The following is an 18,990-nucleotide window of genomic DNA, read 5'->3' as shown; positions in this document are numbered from 1 at the left end:
GCTTGCCACTACCCGCTACTTGCGGACCGGCGAGACGCCCAGCGACATGCCGACCAGGCCGCGGCTGCGGGTGGCGATCTTGTCGGCGATGCCGATGAGCACCTGGGCCGCGGGGGAGTCGGGGTCGGAGGCGGTCAGCGGCTGGCCGTTGTCGCCGCCCTCGCGCAGCCGGACGTCGATCGGGACCTGGCCCAGGACCGGCACGTTGGTGCCGGTGGCGCGGGTCAGGGCCTCGGCGACGGTCTGGCCGCCGCCGCTGCCGAAGACGTCGACCTGCTCGCCGCAGTGCGGGCAGGGCATCCACGACATGTTCTCGATGACGCCGGTGATGCGCTGGCGGGTCTGCACGGCGATGGTGCCGGCCCGCTCGGCCACCTCGGCGGCGGCCTGCTGCGGGGTGGTGACCACCACGATCTCGGCGTTCGGGACCAGCTGGGCCACCGAGATGGCGATGTCGCCGGTGCCCGGGGGCAGGTCCAGGAGCAGGATGTCCAGGTCGCCCCAGTAAACGTCGGCCAGGAACTGCTGGATCGCGCGGTGCAGCATCGGCCCGCGCCACACCACCGGGGAGTTGCCCGGGGTGAACATGCCGATGGAGATGACCTTCACGCCCGAGGGCGCGGTGGGCGCCAGGATCATGTCGTCGATCGGGGTCGGCGGGTCGGTCACGCCGAGCATGCGGGGGATCGAGTGGCCGTAGATGTCGGCGTCCACGACGCCCACCTTCAGGCCCTTCGCGGCCAGCGCCGCGGCCAGGTTCACGGTCACCGAGGACTTGCCGACGCCGCCCTTGCCGGAGGCGATCGCGTACACCCGGGTCAGGCTGCCGGCCTGGGCGAACGGGATCTCGCGCTCGACCTGGCCGCCGCGCAGCTTGGTCTTGAGCGCCTCGCGCTGCTCGGAGCTCATCACGTCCAGCTCGACCTCGACCGCGGTGACGCCGTCGATCGTGCCGACCTCGCGCTTGATGTCGTTGGTCAGCCGGTCCTTCATCGGGCAGCTGGCGACGGTGAGGAAGATGGCGACCTTCACGGCGCCGTCGGCGGCGACGTGGACCTCTTTCACCATGTCCAGTTCGGTGATGGACCGGTGGATCTCCGGGTCCTGGACCTTGGACAGGGCGCTGTGGATCGCGTCCTCGGTGATCCCGTGCTCGACGGCAATACTCATGAACACGATGCTACGTCTTCCCAGCGCGGGCCCGGAGACCGCCTTGTATGCGCTGCGTCACGCTCCATCGCGGCCGGTGCGCTCCGGTGGCGCGCCCTCGGCGCTCCACCTTGTATAGATGAAATGCAGTCTCATTACGCGGCGACGAACGTGGGACGAGGCCCTCAAGGTCTACACTGAGCCGCGTACAGCCCACATCACAGCGTCGTGGAATCCGGGCGAATTCACTCCTGACCTGCGTGAAGGAAGAGCTGTCGTGACCAAGCCTGTGGTGTCCGCCAAACCCGTCGTCCTGATCGCCGAGGAGCTGTCCCCGGCCACCGTCGACGCCCTCGGTCCCGATTTCGAGATCCGGAACTGCAACGGCGCCGACCGCGCCGAGCTGCTGGCCGCGCTGCCCGAGGCCGACGCCCTGCTGGTCCGCTCCGCGACCCAGGTGAACGCCGAGGCGCTGGCCGTGGCCGGCAAGCTGAAGGTGGTCGCCCGGGCCGGCGTGGGCCTGGACAACGTCGACGTCGGCGCGGCCACCAAGGCCGGCGTGATGGTGGTCAACGCCCCCACCTCGAACATCACCTCCGCCGCGGAGCTGGCCATCGCGCTGCTGCTGGCCACCGCGCGGCACATCCCCCGGGCCAACTCCTCGCTGAAGTCCGGCAAGTGGGAGCGCAGCAAGTTCACCGGCGTGGAGCTGGACGACAAGGTCGTCGGCATCGTCGGCTTCGGCCGGATCGGGCAGCTGGTCGCGCAGCGGCTGGCGCCGTTCGGCGTGCGGCTGCTGGCCTACGACCCCTACGTGCAGCCGGCCCGCGCCGGGCAGCTCGGCGCGAAGGTCGTCAGCCTGGACGAGCTGCTGGCCGAGTCCGACTTCATCACCGTGCACCTGCCCAAGACCCCGGAGACCATCGGGCTCATCGGCGAGGAGGCGCTGACCAAGGTGAAGCCGGGCGTCCGGATCATCAACGCGGCGCGCGGCGGCATCGTGGACGAGGCCGCGCTGGCCATCGCCATCAAGGAGGGCCGGGTCGGCGGCGCGGGCGTGGACGTGTTCGTCACCGAGCCGTGCACCGAGTCCCCGCTGTTCGACCTGGACCAGGTGGTCGTGACCCCGCACCTGGGCGCCTCCACCGACGAGGCCCAGGAGAAGGCCGGCGTGGCCGTCGCCAAGTCGGTGCGCCTGGCGCTGGCCGGCGAGCTGGTCCCGGACGCGGTGAACGTGCAGGGCGGCACCATCGCCGAGGACGTGCGCCCCGGCCTGCCGCTGGCCGAGCGCCTGGGCCGGGTGTTCACCGCGCTGGCCGGAGCCGCGCCCACGCAGCTGGACGTGATCGTCCGCGGCGAGATCACCCAGCACGACGTGAAGGTGCTGGAGCTGGCCGCGCTCAAGGGCGTGTTCGCCGACGTGGTCGAGCACTCGGTGTCCTATGTGAACGCCCCGCTGCTGGCCACCGAGCGCGGCATGGAGGTCCGGCTGACCACCAGCTCGGACAGCCCGGACTACCGCAACATGACCACGGTCCGCGGCGTCCTGGCCGACGGCACGGTGGTCTCGGTCTCCGGCACCGTCAGCGGCCCCCGCCTGGTGGAGAAGATCGTCGAGGTCGACGGCTTCCAGCTGGACGTCACCATCGCCGAACACCTGCTCTTCCTGCGCTACACCGACCGCCCCGGCGTGGTCGGCCAGCTCGGCGGCGTCCTGGGCGCGGCCGGCATCAACATCGGCGGCATGCAGGTCGCCCGCGCCGCCAAGGGCGGCGAGGCGCTGGTCGCGCTGACGGTGGACTCCGTCGTGCCGGCCGGGCTGCTGGAGGAGATCAAGGCCGCCATCGGCGCGACGGCGGTGCATAGCATCTCGCTGGAGAACTGAGGTCCGCCGGCGGCGAGCCGGTGAGACAGAGCGCTGTGATGGGCGGTCCCGGGTTCCGGGGCCGCCCTTCGGCGTGTGACGGCGTGTGGGGCGGCGGCGGAAACGGGTCGCCGGGAGTGCGGCCGAGCGGGAGCCAGCGTGTCCCGCACCGATCATCACCTTCCGGTCCGTTACCGGGAGGGCATGACGCCACGCCTTGTCCTGCTGCCGTACTGGCGCGGACGGCGCCGCAGCGAGCTGGCCGTCCACGCTAACGGGCTCGAACGCCGCGCGCGGGCGGGACTCCATACCTACAGCGTGCTCGTCGCGAGCGTGTACCGAGGCGGCGGCGACATCGAGGATCTCCGCGAGCCCGACGCCCGCCCGAGGCACAGCGCGCACTGGGACCTTTGGTGACCGTGGCAGCTGCTCACCAAGCCACTACCTACCCCGGCCGCCGCCCCCAAGCTGTGATGTGCGTCAGCGACAGATCCACCACCGCGGGGTCCTGCAACAGCCGCCGCGCCTCCCGGTACACCGCCTCGTCCAGCTCCATCCGCGGCCACAGCTGGTCCCAGGTCCGCAGCCAGAACTCGTTCGCGGCGCTGCCGGCGCGCAGTGGCGGGGTGGCGGCGTCCACGCCGATGTCCGTGAGGCGCAGGTCGCGCAGGCGGCCGGGGTAGTCGCGGGCGAAGTGGAAGTCGGTGCCGATGGTGGTGTTCAGCATGCGGCGCATCGCGGCGAAGGTCTGGCGGAGCGGTGCGTGCGGGGAGGAGTGGGTGGTGAAGTCCACGTCGTCGCCGACCATCAGCCAGCCGCCGGGGCGGACCCAGGTGGCCAGGCGGGCCAGCAGGTCCGCGCGGCGGCGGGTGTGCATCAGCATGATGCGGCAGTGCACGAGGTCGTACTGGCCGGGCTCCGCCTCCAGGGCGTCGGCTTCGAGGGGTTCGAGGTTCGTGGGGTTCGCGTAGCTCTCCAGCATCCGGGTGCTGCGGTCCAGCGCCGTCACCGTGCCCTCGGGCGCCACCACGACGGCCAGCCAGCGGGCCAGGTGGCCGGGGCCGGCGCCGACGTCCAGGCACCTCCATCCGGGGGATACGCCGAGGGCTCTGAGGCAGCGGTGGGTGTGGTCGTCGTACATGGCCGCGAGGGCCGACAGGCGGGGGAGCTCGGTGGTGGTGCGCTCGGGGCGGAAGAGGCGGTCGCCGTAGCGTTCGCGGCGGTGTTCGGGCTGGTGCGCGCCGGTGGCGGGGGTGTGCGCGGGAGCCTGGCTCATAGCTCCTGATTCTTCGCCGCCGGGGCGGAAGCGGCATGTGGGAGGCGAACGGGGACGGAGTGGGGCGCTTCGCGGCGGTCTCACATCGTAAGAACATCCGCCCGCGACGCAGACAAGATTTAGTCGGATGTCCTAGTGTTTTCCTTGCGCCGCAGGCCACCCTTACCGCGGTAGTCGCATTTCCGCTGTACTCCGGCACCCCTTCGGAGTCGTCCTCCCCTTACGACGACAATCCCCGATCAAGACTTTGTCTGGAGTCCGCCATGACCCGCACCCGCCGTCCCCGGAACACCTCCGCCTCCTCCGCCGAGGCCGCCGCCGCCCGCGAGGCGCTGCAGCAGGCGCTGGACCGGCGCAGCCGCTGAGGCTCGCTGTCCACATAGCGAACGCTCGCAGCTTGCCCATCGAGACACGGTCTACCGTAGGACCATGACAGCACCCTCTTCCATCCGGCTGGCCGTGATCCCCGGCGACGGCATCGGCGTCGAGGTCACCGCCGAGGCCCTGAAGGTCCTGCAGGCCGCGCTGCCGCAGGACGTGAAGGTGGAGGGCACCGAGTACGACCTCGGGGCCCGCCGCTACCACGCCACCGGCGAGACGCTTCCGGACGAGGTGCTCGACGAGCTCAAGGGCTACGACGCGATCCTGCTCGGCGCCATCGGCGACCCGAGCGTGCCCTCCGGGGTGCTGGAGCGCGGGCTGCTGCTCAAGCTGCGCTTCGCCTTCGACCACCACGTCAACCTGCGCCCCTCGCGCCTGTTCCCGGGCGTACCCGGTCCGCTCAAGGAGCCCGGCGCGGTCGACTTCGTCGTGGTCCGGGAGGGCACCGAGGGCCCGTACACCGGCAACGGCGGGACCATCCGCAAGGGCACCGTGCACGAGGTGGCCACCGAAGTCAGCCTCAACACCGCCTACGGTGTCGAGCGCGTGGTCCGCGACGCCTTCGCCCGGGCCCAGGCCCGGCCGCGCAAGAAGCTGACGCTGGTCCACAAGACCAACGTGCTGGTCTTCGCCGGCTCCCTGTGGAGCCGGGTCTTCACCGAGGTCGCCGCGGAGTTCCCCGAGGTGGCCACCGACTACCTGCACGTCGACGCCGCGACCATCTTCCTGGCCACGCAGCCGGAGCGGTTCGACGTGATCGTCACCGACAACCTGTTCGGCGACATCATCACCGACCTCGCCGCCGCGGTGACCGGCGGCATCGGGCTGGCGGCGTCCGGGAACCTGGACGTCACCGGCACCTTCCCGTCGATGTTCGAGCCCGTACACGGGTCGGCGCCGGACATCGCCGGGCAGGGCAAGGCGGACCCGACCGCCGCGGTCCTGTCCGCCGCCCTGCTCCTGGACCACCTCGGACGGACCAAGGACTCCTCGGTCCTGACCGAGTCCGCGCGCAAGATCGAGGCGGCCGTCGAGGCCGACCTCGCCGAGCGCGCCGCGAACACCACGCCGCGGACGACCTCCGAGATCGGCGACGCGCTGGCGGCCAGGGCCGCCGGGTTGTAACCCGCCGCTGTAACCCATCCACATCCGGACAAGACCGGCCTGGCGGCAGATGCGAGCCAGGCCGGTTTGCGTCGTGTCCGCCGAAGGGCACGAGCCGAGGTATGCCTCGCCCCGCTCCTGGGGTAACGTCTCAGATAATGGGATTTTCCTGGGAGGGGCGCTGCGAGCTGCGCACCTCGGCTGCACACCGGGCCAGAGCTGGCCGTCGAGGCCGTCAAGGAGGACGCGCGAGATGTCATCTGCATTGTTTTCACCACAGGCCATTGAACTGAAGCCGAGCGCCACCCCCAAGTCCGTCGAGGAGCGCGAGGCGCTGAAGGCGGTCGGCGGGTTCGGCCAGATCTTCTCCGACCATATGGTCACGATCCGCTACACCGAGGGCAAAGGCTGGCACGACGCCGTCCTGGAGCCCTACGGCCCGGTGAGCCTGGACCCGGCGGCCTCGGTGCTGCACTACGGCCAGGAGATCTTCGAGGGCCTCAAGGCCTTCCGGACCGCCGACGGCCAGATCGTCTCCTTCCGCCCCGACGCCAACGCCGCGCGTTTCAACCGCAGCGCCGCCCGGATGGCGATGCCGGAGCTGCCCGAGGACCTGTTCCTGGCCGCGATCGACGCGCTGGTCAGCACCGACCGCGAGTGGGTGCCCGAGGGCGAGGGCCGCAGCCTGTACCTGCGGCCGTTCATGTTCGCCACGCAGGTCGGCCTCGGCGTGAACTCGCCGAGCAAGGAGTACCTGTTCATGCTCATCGCCGGCCCGGCCGGCTCGTACTTCGCCGGCGGCGTCAAGCCGGTGACGGTGTGGCTGTCCGAGGACTACGTGCGCGCCGTCAAGGGCGGCACCGGCGAGGCCAAGTGCGGCGGCAACTACGCGGCCAGCTTCCTGGCCCAGGCCCAGGCCGTGGAGCAGGGCTGCGACCAGGTGGTGTGGCTGGACGGCCTGGAGCACAAGTACGTCGAGGAGATGGGCAGCAACAACCTCTACTTCGTCTACGGCTCCGGCGCCGACGCCCGGCTGATGACCCCGGCGCTGACCGGCTCGCTGCTGCCCGGCATCACCCGCGACTCACTGCTCACGGTGGCCGCCGACCTCGGCATCCCGGCCGAGGAGGGAACGATCTCGGTCGAGCAGTGGCGCGACGGCGTGGCGTCGGGGGAGATCACCGAGGTGTTCGGCTGCGGCACCGCGGCCGTGGTGACCCCGCTGGGCCGGGTCAAGGGCAGGGACGGCGAGTTCGCCATCGGCGACGGCGAGCCGGGCCCGGTGACCCTGCGGATCCGCGAGGCGCTGCTGGACATCCAGACCGGCAAGGCCCCCGACCTGCACCACTGGCTGCGCAAGATCGCCTGAGGCGGAGCCCGGCCGTCCGGGCGCGGCGGTATTGAATAGTTGAATCTGGGCGGGGCGCGAGGCAAGGTCGGGGAGTGACAGACACTCTGACCGGCTCCGCGCCCCGCCGTTCGTTGTGGCGGCACCGGGATTTCCTGCTCCTGTGGGGCGGGCAGTCGGTCAGCGAGATCGGCAGCGCGATCACCGTGCTGGCGCTGCCGCTGGCCGCCGTGGTGCTGCTGGACGCGAGCACCTTCCAGGTCGGCCTGCTCACCGCGATGAGCACGCTGCCGTTCCTGCTCGTCGCGCTGCCGGCCGGCGCGATCGTGGACCGCGTCGCCAAGCACCGGCTGATGATGTGGTGCGACCTGGGCCGGCTGCTGCTGATGGCCTCGGTGCCGCTGGCCACGCTGCCCGGCCTGCACCTGACCTACCTCCACCTGCTCGTGGTCGCGCTGCTGGCCGGGGTGCTGACGGTGTTCTTCGACGTCGCCTACCAGAGCTACCTGCCGGTGCTGCTGGAACGGGGCGCCCTGGTCGACGGCAACGGCAAGCTCGGGATCACGCAGTCCTTCGCGCAGTTCGCCGGGCCCTCGCTCGGCGGCGTGCTGGTCGGCGCGCTCGGCGCGGCGCGGGCGCTGATCGCCGACGCCGGCAGCTACGGCCTGTCGGCGCTGTCGCTGCTCCTGATCCGGACGCCCGAGCCGCCGCCGCATCCGAGCCACCGGGAACGGCGGATCCGGGACGACGTCAGGGAGGGCCTGCACTTCGTCGTCGGGCACCCGATCCTGCGCAAGGTCGTCGCCTGCACCGGCACCAGCAACCTGTTCAGCTCCATGCTGCTGGCCGTGGAGATCCCCTTCATGGTCCGGACGCTGCACCTCAAGCCCGGCGGCGTCGGCCTGGTGTTCACCCTGGCCGCGGTCGGCGGGATGGTCGGCGGCCTGGTGGCCAGGCCGCTGGCCGATCGGTTCGGCAGCGCGCGGATCATCTGGCTGGCCCCGCTGGTGCTCGGGATCCCGGCGTTCCTGGCACCGTTGGCGACCCCGGGCTGGGGCGTGCTGTTCTACCCCGCGGGCCTGGCCTTCTTCGGGATGATGGCGGTGGTCTACAACGTCGCGCAGGTCTCCTACCGGCAGGCGATCACCCCGCACGAGCTGCTCGGACGGATGAACGCCAGCGTGCGGTTCATCGTCTGGGGCACCATGCCGCTCGGCGCGCTGCTCGGTGGTCTGGTCGGCACGTGGGCGGGGCTGCGGCCCACGCTGTGGATCGCGGTGGTCGGCAGCTACGCGGCCGTGGCCTGGGTGTTCTTCTCGCCGCTGCGCCACATGCGTGATGTGACCGATCCCGCATGACGAGACGCACTGTCCCAGGGGCTTTCCGGTGTGGCAGGGTTGTAGGCATGCAGCAGCAGCCGCAGATTATTATGGCGTGCGCGCCGGCACCGGAGCAGCGATAAGTCACTGCCCACCGCCAGCGCGCAGACCTCTCGTGGATTCCCACGAGGGGATTTTTTGTTTTTTGAAGCCTGCACAGCCGAGGAGTCCCGGGCATGTCCGCTAAAGACGACTACGAGTCTTTTCACGTGTACGACACCACCCTGCGCGACGGCAGCCAGCAGGAGGGCCTGTCCCTCGCCGTCGCCGACAAGCTCGCGATCGCCCGGCACCTGGACGCCCTGGGCGTCGGCTTCATCGAGGGGGGATGGCCCGGCGCCGTCCCGAAGGACACAGAGTTCTTCCGGCGGGCTCAAACAGAGCTCGACCTGAAGCACGCGCAGCTCGCCGCGTTCGGCAAAACCCGCCGGACCGGCGTCAAGGCCGCCGACGACCCGCTGGTGGCCGCGCTGCGGGAGTCCGGGGCGCCGATCGTCACGCTGGTGGCCAAAAGCCATGTCCGGCATGTCGAACTGGCGCTCCGGACCACCTTGGAGGAGAACCTGGCGATGATCCGGGACACCGTCGAGCACCTGCGGGCCGAGGGGCGCCGGGTGTTCCTGGACGCCGAGCACTTCTTCGACGGCTACCTGGCCGACCCCGCCTACGCCCTGGAGTGCCTGCGCACCGCCGCCGAGGCCGGGGCGGACGTGTCCGTGCTCTGCGACACCAACGGCGGCATGCTGCCGGCTCAGCTGGCCGACATCGTGCACGAGGTGCGCGAGGCCTCCGGCACCCGGATCGGCATCCACACCCACGACGACGCCGCCTGCGCGGTGGCCAACGCGCTGGCCGCGGTCGACGCCGGCGCCACCCACGTGCAGGGCACGGCCAACGGCTACGGCGAGCGCTCGGGCAACGCGAACCTGTTCAGCGTGGTCGCGAACCTGCAGCTCAAGCTGGGCCGCGAGGTGATCCCGCCGGCCGGGCTGGCCGAGATGACCCGGATCGCGCACGCGGTGGCCGAGGTCACCAACCTGGCGCCGAACCCGCAGGCCCCCTACGTCGGGGTCTCGGCCTTCGCGCACAAGGCCGGACTGCACGCCTCGGCGGTCCGCGTCGACCCGGACCTTTACCAGCACATCGACCCGCAGCTGGTCGGCAACGACATGCGGATGCTGGTCTCGGAGATGGCCGGCCGGGCCTCGATCGAGCTCAAGGGCCGCGAGCTGGGCTTCGACCTGTCCGCCGACCCCGACACGCTGAGCCGGGTGACCAACCGGGTCAAGGAGCTGGAGGCCTGCGGCTACTCCTTCGAGGCCGCCGACGCCAGCTTCGAGCTGCTGCTGCGCGGGGAGCTGTCCGGCAGGCCGGTGCGCTTCTTCGAGGTGCTGTCCTGGCGGACCTTCGCCGACCGGCTCGCCGACGGCGCCGTGGTCAACCAGGCGACGGTGAAGCTGCGGGTGAAGGACGAGGAGGTACTGGCCGCCGGCGAGGGCAACGGCCCGGTCAACGCCCTGGACAACGCGCTGCGCGCGGCGCTGGCCACCGCTTACCCGGCGCTGGCCGGCCTGGAGCTGATGGACTACAAGGTGCGGATCCTGACCGGCGACCACGGTACCGCCTCGCGTACCAGGGTCTTGATCACCACTTCAGACGGGGCGGCCGAATGGTCGACGGTCGGCGTGGACGAGAACGTCATCAGCGCCTCCTGGCAGGCACTCGTCGACGCGGTGACCTTCGGTCTGCTGGCCAAGGGTGAGACAGTGCTCTGAAGAGGTCCTGAAGAGTCCTCTGAAAGGCAGGCTATTGACCCGATCGGTGATGATTCCCGCCCTCGTCTCGGTTATCTCCCGCTAATATGACGGTGAGTAAGGGGTCAGTGCCCTAGAGTCAGCCTTCCGTCGGAAGTCAGCGAGGGTTGGTGACGCACTGCCATGGGACTGGACAGGCGAGGGCCGATTCCGGCCCTGTACACGCGGCGGCTGCCCGGGGCGCGCGTCCACGGCGTGCCGCCGGGCTATGCGGCCGCCGCCGTGCTGATCGCCGCGCACGCGTCCGTGGCCCTGGCCGGTCCCTCCGGGGCGATTCCGGCCCTGATGGGCGACGCGGGGCTGGCCGCCGCCGCGGGACTCGCGGCGGCGGCGTGCATCCATCGCACGGTCGTGATGGTCCGCTACTACCGCATGGCCTGCTTCCGCTGCTACTCCTGGCTGCTGGCCGGGCTGTCCTGCCTGGCCGCCGCGGTCGGCAACGCGGTGTGGGCCTGGTACGAGCTGGTCCTGGACGTCACACCGCCGAGCCCGTCGGCGGCGGACTGGTCCTTCCTGTTCTTCGGCCCGCTGGCCCTGGCCGCCTTCGTCACCGCGCACGGCGAGCAGGTCAGCCTGACGGTGCGGGTCCGGCTGCTGCTGGACACCACGCTGGTCGCCGGCTCGCTGTTCGTGGTGGCCTGGGTGCTGGCGCTGGCGCTGGCCATCGAGCGGGTCGACTCCCCGGTGCGCACCTTCCTGGTCCTCGGCTACCCGGCCTTCGACCTGGTGCTGGTCAGCCTGCTGCTGGCGCTGCGGGCCCGCACGGCGGGGGAGCGCGGCGGGATCGGCACCGGGGTGCGGGTCGGCTATCTGATGATCGTGGTCTGCGACTCCATCTTCACCATGCCCGCGGTCCGGGACGGCTACCGCTCCGGCGGCATCCTGGACACCGGCTGGTTCGCCGGCTATCTGGTGGTCGCGGTGGCGGCCTGGTACGGCGACGGCTGGCGGCCCGAGCGGGCCGGCAAGGCGGCCCGGGCCGGGCGCGGTTCGGCGTGCGGCGCCGGCTGTTCGATCGGGCTGCACGACTGCGACGCCGCCACCGGCCGCGAGGTCGCGCTCACGCTCGCCGCGCCGGACGTGCCGGCCCCCGGGACCCGGTTCATCGACTCGCCCTCCCGCTGGGCCTCGCTGCTGCGCACGGTGCGGGCGATACTGCCCTACCTGGCCGGGGCCTTCAGCCTGGGCGGGGTGCTGGCCGACGGGCTGGACACCGGGCGCCGGATGGACCCGGTGGTGCTGATCGCCGGGGCCGCGGTGCTGGTCGCGCTGGTGGCCCGGCAGGCCCTGACGCTGTTCGAGAACCAGCGCCTGACCGAGGACCTGCGCCGCGCGGCCGCCACCTTGCAGCACCACGCCTACCACGACACCCTCACCGGCCTGGCCAACCGGGCGCTGCTCACCGACCGGCTGGAGCACGCGCTGACCCAGCGGCAGGCCGAGTGGGAGCCGGTCGCGGTGATCTTCCTGGACCTGGACGGCTTCAAGGGCGTCAACGACTCCGTCGGCCACGAGACCGGGGACCGGGTGCTGGTCGAGGCGGCCGTCCGGATCTCCGGCTCGCTGCGGGTCGGGGACACCGTGGCCCGGTTCGGCGGGGACGAGTTCGTGATCGTCCTGGAGGTCGGCACCACGGTCGGCGGCGCGCTGGTGGTGGCCGAGCGGATCCGCGGCCGGCTGTGTGAGGAGTACCGCATCGAGGGGCTGGCGCACCATCTGGGCGCCTCGATCGGGGTCGCGTTCTCCGAGCCCGGCGGCACGGCGTCGAACCTGCTCAGGCGCGCGGACGCGGCGATGTACCGGGCCAAGACCGGGGGCCGCAACCGCGTGGTCGCCGAACCGCTCGCCGCCACCTGGGCGATTTCGCATGGCGAGACCGCGCCGATCAATGCTTGACACAGCCGAGGGCGCAGGAGGAGGGTTACGACCATGACGACACGACAGTCGATTCTCGTACTTGCCAGGCGCGTGGGCTGACCTTCAAAGCCAGCCACGCGCCTTCCCTCGTTGAGCCTTCCGGCTCCGAGGGTTTTTTGTTGGCCGAGTACGGAATCTCAAGAAGAGAGACAGTCATGACAGACCGCAGCGATCAGCAGGCGATCTCCGGCGCCGCCTCGTTGATCCGGTCGCTGGAGGAGAGCGGGGTCGACACCGTCTTCGGGATCCCCGGCGGCGCGATCCTCCCGGCCTACGACCCGCTGTTGGACTCCACGCGGCTGCGCCACATCCTCGTCCGCCACGAGCAGGGCGCGGGGCACGCGGCTACCGGTTACGCACAGGCCACCGGCAAGGTCGGGGTCTGCATGGCGACCTCCGGCCCCGGCGCGACCAACCTGGTCACGCCGATCGCCGACGCGCACATGGACTCGGTCCCGATGGTCGCGATCACCGGCCAGGTGGCGAGCACGCACATCGGCACCGACGCCTTCCAGGAGGCGGACATCGTCGGCATCACGCTGCCGATCACCAAGCACAGCTTCCTGGTCTCCCGGGCCGACGAGATCGCCCGCACCGTCGCCGAGGCCTTCCACATCGCCTCCACCGGCCGTCCGGGGCCCGTGCTGATCGACGTCACCAAGGACGCGCTGCAGGCGGCCACCGACTTCTCCTGGCCGGTCGAGATGGACCTGCCCGGCTACCGCCCGGTCTCCAAGCCGCACGCCAAGCAGGTGCGCGAGGCCGCCCGGATGCTCACCGAGGCCAAGCGGCCGGTGCTGTACATCGGCGGCGGCGTGCTCAAGGCCCGGGCCACCACCGAGCTGCGGGTGCTGGCCGAGCTGACCGAGGCCCCGGTGGTGACCACGCTGATGGCCCGCGGCGCCTTCCCGGACAGCCACCCGCTGCACCTGGGCATGCCCGGCATGCACGGCACGGTCGCGGCGGTCACCGCGCTGCAGAAGGCCGACCTGATCGTCGCCCTGGGCACCCGCTTCGACGACCGGGTGACCGGCAAGCTGTCCAGCTTCGCGCCGGGCGCCAAGATCGTGCACGCCGACATCGACCCGGCGGAGATCTCCAAGAACCGCACCGCGGACGTCCCGATCGTCGGCGACTGCCGCGAGGTGATCGCCGACCTGGTGGTCGCGGTCCAGTCCGAGCACGCGGCCGGCCGGCGCGGCGACTACGCCGGCTGGTGGGAGCAGCTCAACGGCTGGCGCCGGACCTACCCGCTGGGCTACGAGCTGCCCTCGGACGGCTCGCTGGCGCCGCAGCAGGTGATCGAGCGGCTGGGCCGGATCTCCGGGCCCGAGACGATCTTCGCCGCCGGCGTGGGCCAGCACCAGATGTGGGCCTCGCAGTTCATCTCCTACGAGAACCCGTACACCTGGCTGAACTCCGGCGGCGCCGGGACCATGGGCTACGCGGTCCCGGCCGCGATGGGCGCCAAGGTCGGCATGCCGGACTCCACGGTCTGGGCGATCGACGGCGACGGCTGCTTCCAGATGACCAACCAGGAGCTGGCCACCTGCGCGATCAACGAGATCCCGATCAAGGTGGCGGTGATAAACAACGGCAGCCTGGGCATGGTCCGGCAGTGGCAGACCCTGTTCTACGGCAAGCGCTACTCCAACACCGACCTGCACTCCCGGCGGATCCCGGACTTCGTGAAGCTGGCCGAGGCCTACGGCTGCGTGGGCCTGCGCTGCGAGTCGCCGGAGGACCTGGACCGGACGATCGAGAAGGCGATGGAGATCAACGACGCGCCGGTGGTCGTGGACTTCGTGGTGCACCGCGACGCGATGGTGTGGCCGATGGTCCCCGCCGGGGTCGGCAATGATGAAATCCTGGCCGCCCAGGACGTGCGGCCCGACTTCGGAGATGGCGAAGAATGAGATATCGAGAAGTTCTCGCCTTCAATCAGCACAGCGGTGACGGGGAGGAATAGAGACTATGTCACGACACACCCTGTCCGTCCTGGTCGAGAACAAGCCCGGCGTTCTGACCAGGGTCGCCGGCCTGTTCGCCCGCCGCGACTTCAACATCGAGTCGCTGGCGGTCGGGCCGACCGAGCACGAGGACGTCTCCCGCATCACGCTGGTGGTGACCGTCGAGGACCATCCGCTGGAGCAGGTCACCAAGCAGCTCAACAAGCTGATCAACGTGCTGAAGATCGTCGAGCTGGACCCGGCGGCCAGCGTGCAGCGCGAGCTCCTGCTGGTCAAGGTCCGCTGCGACCAGGAGAGCCGCGCCGAGGTGATGGCCACGGTGCAGCTGTTCCGCGCCAAGATCGTCGACGTCGCCCCGGACGCGGTGACCGTCGAGGCCACCGGCGACAGCGAGAAGATCGAGGCGCTGCTGCGCGTTCTGGAGCCCTTCGGGGTCAAGGAACTGGTCCAGTCCGGCATGGTGGCCATCGGCCGCGGCTCCCGCTCGATCGCGGACCGGCCGCTGCGCACGGTCACCCCCGAGGACGTCCGGGCGCACCACGAGGGCAACCACGCCCACGCCGCCAACGGCTCCCGGGACAACCACAACCGCACCCACAGAAAGCAAATGAGCGACCACCATGGCTGAGATGTACTACGACGACGACGCGGACCTGAGCATCATCCAGGGCCGCAGCGTCGCGGTCCTGGGTTACGGGTCCCAGGGCCACGCGCACGCGCTGTCCCTGCGGGACTCGGGCGTGGACGTGCGGGTGGGGCTGCACGAGGGATCCAAGTCCCGGCAGGCCGCCGAGGAGGCCGGCCTGCGGGTCGTCACCCCGTTCGAGGCCTGTGAAGAGGCCGACGTGATCATGATGCTGGTGCCGGACCCGGTGCAGCGCAAGGTCTACGCCGAGGCCGTCGAGCCGAACCTGGCCGAGGGCGACGCGCTGTTCTTCGGCCACGGCCTGAACATCCGCTACGGCCTGATCAAGCCGCCGGCCGGCGTGGACGTCTGCATGGTCGCCCCCAAGGGCCCCGGCCACCTGGTGCGCCGGCAGTTCACCGACGGCCGCGGCGTGCCGTGCCTGATCGCGGTCGAGCAGGACGCCACCGGCAACGCCACCGCGCTGGCGCTGTCCTACGCCAAGGGCATCGGCGGCACCCGCGCCGGGGTCATCAAGACCACCTTCACCGAGGAGACCGAGACCGACCTGTTCGGCGAGCAGGCGGTGCTCTGCGGCGGCGCCTCGGCGCTGGTCAAGGCGGGCTTCGAGACCCTGGTCGAGGCCGGCTACCAGCCGGAGGTGGCCTACTTCGAGTGCCTGCACGAGCTCAAGCTGATCGTCGACCTCATGTACGAGGGCGGCCTTGAGAAGATGCGCTGGTCGGTCTCGGAGACCGCCGAGTGGGGCGACTACGTCACCGGTCCGCGCATCGTCAACGACCAGACCAAGGCCACGATGAAGCAGGTGCTGGCCGAGATCCAGGACGGCACCTTCGCCGAGAACTGGATCGCCGAGTACGACGCCGGCCTGCCGAACTACAAGAAGTACGTCGAGGCCGAGGCCCAGCACCCGATCACCGAGACCGGCAAGAAGCTGCGCTCGATGATGTCCTGGATCCGCGAGGACTGATCCGCCGGACTGATCCGCGAAGGCTGTTCCCGTAAAGGGACGGCCGCTCATCGGCACCACAGGGCCGGTGCCCGCACACGTGTGCGGGCATCGGCCCTTCGTGTTCTGCTTCGCACTTGTTCACCACTCGTCACTCTTTTGGCATGCTCACACTGAATGCGCCGAATGTCGGGAATAGAGTGACGATCGCGCTCCCAGCAGCGCGTACGCATGGTGTGTCCCGACAGGAGGAGAAAGATGGGCGTCAGCAGGAGGACACTCGCGCTGCAGACCGGAGCGATCGCGGCGGCCGTGGCGTTGGCCGCCTCCGCGTGCGGCAGCACCAAGAGCAGCGGGAACGCCAGTTCCGGCAGCAGCGGCAACGTCCAGGGGTCCAGCACCGCCGGCCGGAACACCGTCAACTCCGCGACCGTGAAGCAGGGCGGCACGGTCACCTGGACCATCGAGAAGACGGTCGAGGCCTGGAACCCGCTGACCTCGAGCGGCAACACGTTCGACTACGCCCAGGTCACCAACGGGATCTACCCGGACGTGTACGTCCCGCAGCCGGACTACTCGCTCGTGCTCAACACCGACCTGATCTCCGGCGACCCGGTGGTCACCACCGCCACCGCCACCACCCCGCAGAAGATCGTCTACACGATCCAGCCGAACGCGAAGTGGTCCGACGGCAGCCCCGTCAACGCCAACGACTTCATCTACCTGTGGCAGGCGCAGAACGGCACCAACCCGAACGTCGACGCGGCCAGCACCACCGGCTACAGCGCGATCCAGTCGGTGGTGGGCAGCAACAACGGCAAGACGGTGACCGTCACCTTCAAGCAGGCCCAGCCCTTCTCGGACTGGAAGAGCCTGTTCACCTCGATCCTGCCCTCGCACATCGCCATGCAGCACGGTGACGTCGCCGCCTCCTTCACCTGGCTGGACGCCAACCCCCCGACCGTCTCGGCGGGCCCGATGATCATCGCGCCCGGCGGGGTCTCGGCCGACAAGAGCCTGATCAAGACCATCCGCAACCCGCAGTACTACGGCAAGGCCGCCAACCTGGACGAGGTGGACTTCCGTGCCATCACCGACTCCACGCAGGAGCCGACCGCGCTGGCCAACGGCGAGGTGGACGGCATCTACCCGCAGCCGCAGCTGGACCTGGTGAACCGGGTCAAGAGCATCAACGGTGTCGACTACCACATCAACCAGGGCCTGGTGTGGGAGCACATCGACCTGAACCTGCGCAACACCGCCTTGGGCGGTCCGCAGAACGTGGACCAGACGGTGCCGGCCAAGGTGGCGCTGCGCCAGGCTATGTTCACCGCCTTCGACCGGCTGGGCCTGCTCAACCGGACCGTCAAGCAGTTCGACAGCCAGGCGGCCGTGCTGAACAACCGCATGGTGGTGCCCGGCCAGCCCGGCTACCAGGACAACGTGTCGGCCATGTACCCCGAATCCGGGGACCTCGCCAAGGCCAAGCAGATCCTCACCGCGGCCGGCTACACCGGAGTGGGCTCCGCGCTCGCGCTCAACGGCAAGCCGGTGCCGGCGTTCAACATGCGCTACACCGTCGGCAACGCCATCCGCCAGGACACCTGCAACCTGTTCGCCCAGACGATGAAGCAGCTCGGCATCACTGTCAACGTCAACTCCACCGACAACCTGGGCAAGACGCTGACCCAGTCCGACGCCCAGCACACCTACGACATCATCGTCTTCGCCTGGGTGGACACGCCGTTCCCGAACTCGGCCAACCAGCCCATCTACACCACGGCCGTGCAGGGCAACCCGATGAGCAACTACGGGTACTACAGCAACGCGAACGTGGACAAGTGGCTGGCCGACGCCACCGTCAACCCCGACCAGACGGCCCGCGAGAGCGACCTGAACCAGTCGGACGCGCAGGTCACGAAGGACGCGTACACGCTCCCGCTGTACCAGAAGCCGACGATGATCGCGTACAAGAACAACCTGGGCAACGTGCGGGACAACCCGACCCAGATCGGCCCGACGTACAACATCCAGCAGTGGGGTCTGAAGTCCTAGCCGCCCGGCCGGCCGAGCCCGCGGCAGCGCGGGCCGGCCGGCGGCCGTGGAGAAGGCACCGGTCCCGTCCGCCCGAAACGTAAGAAGGCCCGAAGATGCTCGCCTTCACCATCCGCCGCATTCTGGTCTCGATCCCCATCCTGATCCTGTCCACGTTCCTGGTCTTCCTGCTGGTCGCCTGGGGTGCCGACCCCCTGTCCGACTTCAAGTCCAAGAACCCGCCGCCGTCCGCGGCCGAGGTCGCCGCGCGCGAGGCGGCGCTCGGACTGAACCACGGGCTGCTGGTCCAGTACTGGAACTGGCTCAAGGGCGTGGTGATCCACCAGGACTTCGGCCCCTCGGTGCAGGGGGCGGCCTTCAACATCAACGCCGAGCTCGGCCGCCGGACCTGGGTCACCTTCCGGCTGGTGATCTGCGCGATCATCATCGCACTGGTCCTGGCCGTGATCGTCGGCGTCGTCTCGGCGACCAGGCAGTACAGCGTCACCGACTATGTCGCGACCCTGATCGGCTTCTTCTTCCTGTCGCTGCCGGTGTTCTGGTTCGCGATCCTGCTCAAGATCTGGGCCACCGACATCAACAACGCCACCGGCACCAACATCAAGACGCTGGGGCCGCCCGGCGGGGAGTGGGGCGGGATCGGGAACTGGGCCGGCTACCTGGTGCTGCCGACCATCACCCTGGCACTGGTCTCGTACGCCACCTGGGCCCGGTTCCAGCGGGCCTCGATGCTCGACGTGCTCAACAGCGACTACATGCGGCTGGCCCGGGCCAAGGGCCTGTCGCCGCGCCGCGTGATGGTCCGCCACGGCCTGCGCACCGCGCTGATCCCGATGACCACGCAGGTGACGCTGGACGTCGCGGCGATCATGGGCGGCACGGTGATCACCGAGCAGATCTTCCAGTGGCAGGGGCTGGGCACCATGTTCCTCAACGGCATCCGGACCCAGGACACCAACGCGGTGCTGGCCTGGCTGCTGATCGCGGCGACGCTGGTGATCGTCTTCAACCTGGTCGCGGACATCCTCTACGCGGTCCTCGACCCCCGCATCCGGCTGGCTTAGGAGGGACAGGCGTGGCTGACAACATCCCACCGCGGGACGTCAACGACGAGCCGGGCGAGCCGGACCTGCCCGGG

The 18,990-nt window shown here is 70.1% G+C and carries 13 protein-coding genes and 1 pseudogene; 12 read left to right on the top strand and 2 right to left on the bottom strand.

All coding sequences use genetic code 11. The features are described from left to right. Positions 1 to 15: 15 nt before the first annotated feature. On the bottom strand, positions 16 to 1,170 hold the full coding sequence (locus ABH926_RS01000; protein ID WP_370363298.1) for an Mrp/NBP35 family ATP-binding protein: 1,155 nt from the start codon (positions 1,168 to 1,170) through the stop codon (positions 16 to 18). Between the two features lie 271 nt (positions 1,171 to 1,441). On the opposite strand from ABH926_RS01000, the gene serA reads away from it, so the two are divergent. Next, the gene (gene serA / locus ABH926_RS00995; protein ID WP_370363806.1) at positions 1,442 to 3,034 is read left to right on the top strand and encodes a phosphoglycerate dehydrogenase; all 1,593 of its coding nucleotides are present in this window, start codon (positions 1,442 to 1,444) and stop codon (positions 3,032 to 3,034) included. A gap of 183 nt (positions 3,035 to 3,217) precedes the next feature. Next, positions 3,218 to 3,430 carry a hypothetical protein gene (locus ABH926_RS00990; protein ID WP_370363297.1) on the top strand — a complete coding sequence of 71 codons (213 nt, stop codon included), beginning with the start codon at positions 3,218 to 3,220 and terminating at the stop codon, positions 3,428 to 3,430. A gap of 28 nt (positions 3,431 to 3,458) precedes the next feature. Here the strand turns inward: ABH926_RS00990 and ABH926_RS00985 are convergent, their stop codons facing one another. After that, positions 3,459 to 4,289 (bottom strand): class I SAM-dependent methyltransferase, encoded by an 831-nt coding sequence (locus ABH926_RS00985; protein ID WP_370363296.1) that lies wholly within the window; start codon positions 4,287 to 4,289, stop codon positions 3,459 to 3,461. A 429-nt stretch (positions 4,290 to 4,718) separates the two neighbouring features. Here ABH926_RS00985 and ABH926_RS00980 point away from each other — a divergent pair, with 429 nt between their 5' ends. The 10 genes and pseudogenes from ABH926_RS00980 to ABH926_RS00935 all read left to right on the top strand — a co-directional run bounded on the left by ABH926_RS00980 (position 4,719) and on the right by ABH926_RS00935 (position 18,916). Then, positions 4,719 to 5,795: a 3-isopropylmalate dehydrogenase gene (locus ABH926_RS00980; RefSeq protein ID WP_370363295.1), complete on the top strand. Its 1,077-nt coding sequence runs from the start codon at positions 4,719 to 4,721 to the stop codon at positions 5,793 to 5,795. A gap of 232 nt (positions 5,796 to 6,027) precedes the next feature. Continuing rightward, positions 6,028 to 7,143: a branched-chain amino acid aminotransferase gene (locus ABH926_RS00975; RefSeq protein ID WP_370363294.1), complete on the top strand. Its 1,116-nt coding sequence runs from the start codon at positions 6,028 to 6,030 to the stop codon at positions 7,141 to 7,143. A gap of 74 nt (positions 7,144 to 7,217) precedes the next feature. Then, entirely contained in the window at positions 7,218 to 8,480 is a 1,263-nt protein-coding gene (locus ABH926_RS00970) for an MFS transporter (RefSeq protein WP_370363293.1), read from the top strand. Positions 8,481 to 8,677: 197 nt separating this feature from the next. Continuing rightward, positions 8,678 to 10,276 (top strand): citramalate synthase, encoded by a 1,599-nt coding sequence (gene cimA / locus ABH926_RS00965; RefSeq protein ID WP_370363292.1) that lies wholly within the window; start codon positions 8,678 to 8,680, stop codon positions 10,274 to 10,276. A gap of 162 nt (positions 10,277 to 10,438) precedes the next feature. After that, entirely contained in the window at positions 10,439 to 12,211 is a 1,773-nt protein-coding gene (locus ABH926_RS00960) for a diguanylate cyclase (protein ID WP_370363291.1), read from the top strand. Between the two features lie 176 nt (positions 12,212 to 12,387). Further along, the gene (locus ABH926_RS00955) at positions 12,388 to 14,148 is read left to right on the top strand and encodes an acetolactate synthase large subunit (protein WP_370363290.1); all 1,761 of its coding nucleotides are present in this window, start codon (positions 12,388 to 12,390) and stop codon (positions 14,146 to 14,148) included. Between the two features lie 58 nt (positions 14,149 to 14,206). Further along, positions 14,207 to 14,716, top strand: a pseudogene (ilvN, locus tag ABH926_RS00950) (acetolactate synthase small subunit); the annotation flags it as partial. Positions 14,717 to 14,822: 106 nt separating this feature from the next. Beyond that, positions 14,823 to 15,818: a ketol-acid reductoisomerase gene (ilvC, locus tag ABH926_RS00945; RefSeq protein WP_370363289.1), complete on the top strand. Its 996-nt coding sequence runs from the start codon at positions 14,823 to 14,825 to the stop codon at positions 15,816 to 15,818. 237 nt (positions 15,819 to 16,055) lie between these two features. Beyond that, positions 16,056 to 17,852: an ABC transporter family substrate-binding protein gene (locus ABH926_RS00940; RefSeq protein WP_370363288.1), complete on the top strand. Its 1,797-nt coding sequence runs from the start codon at positions 16,056 to 16,058 to the stop codon at positions 17,850 to 17,852. Positions 17,853 to 17,947: 95 nt separating this feature from the next. Then, positions 17,948 to 18,916: an ABC transporter permease gene (locus ABH926_RS00935; protein ID WP_370363287.1), complete on the top strand. Its 969-nt coding sequence runs from the start codon at positions 17,948 to 17,950 to the stop codon at positions 18,914 to 18,916. The last annotated feature ends 74 nt before the right edge of the window (positions 18,917 to 18,990 follow it).

It is taken from the genome of Catenulispora sp. GP43, from assembly GCF_041260665.1.
Lineage (GTDB): Bacteria > Actinomycetota > Actinomycetes > Streptomycetales > Catenulisporaceae > Catenulispora.
Note: the sequence above shows the minus strand (reverse complement) of the source record. Positions and strands in the feature narration are given on the sequence as shown.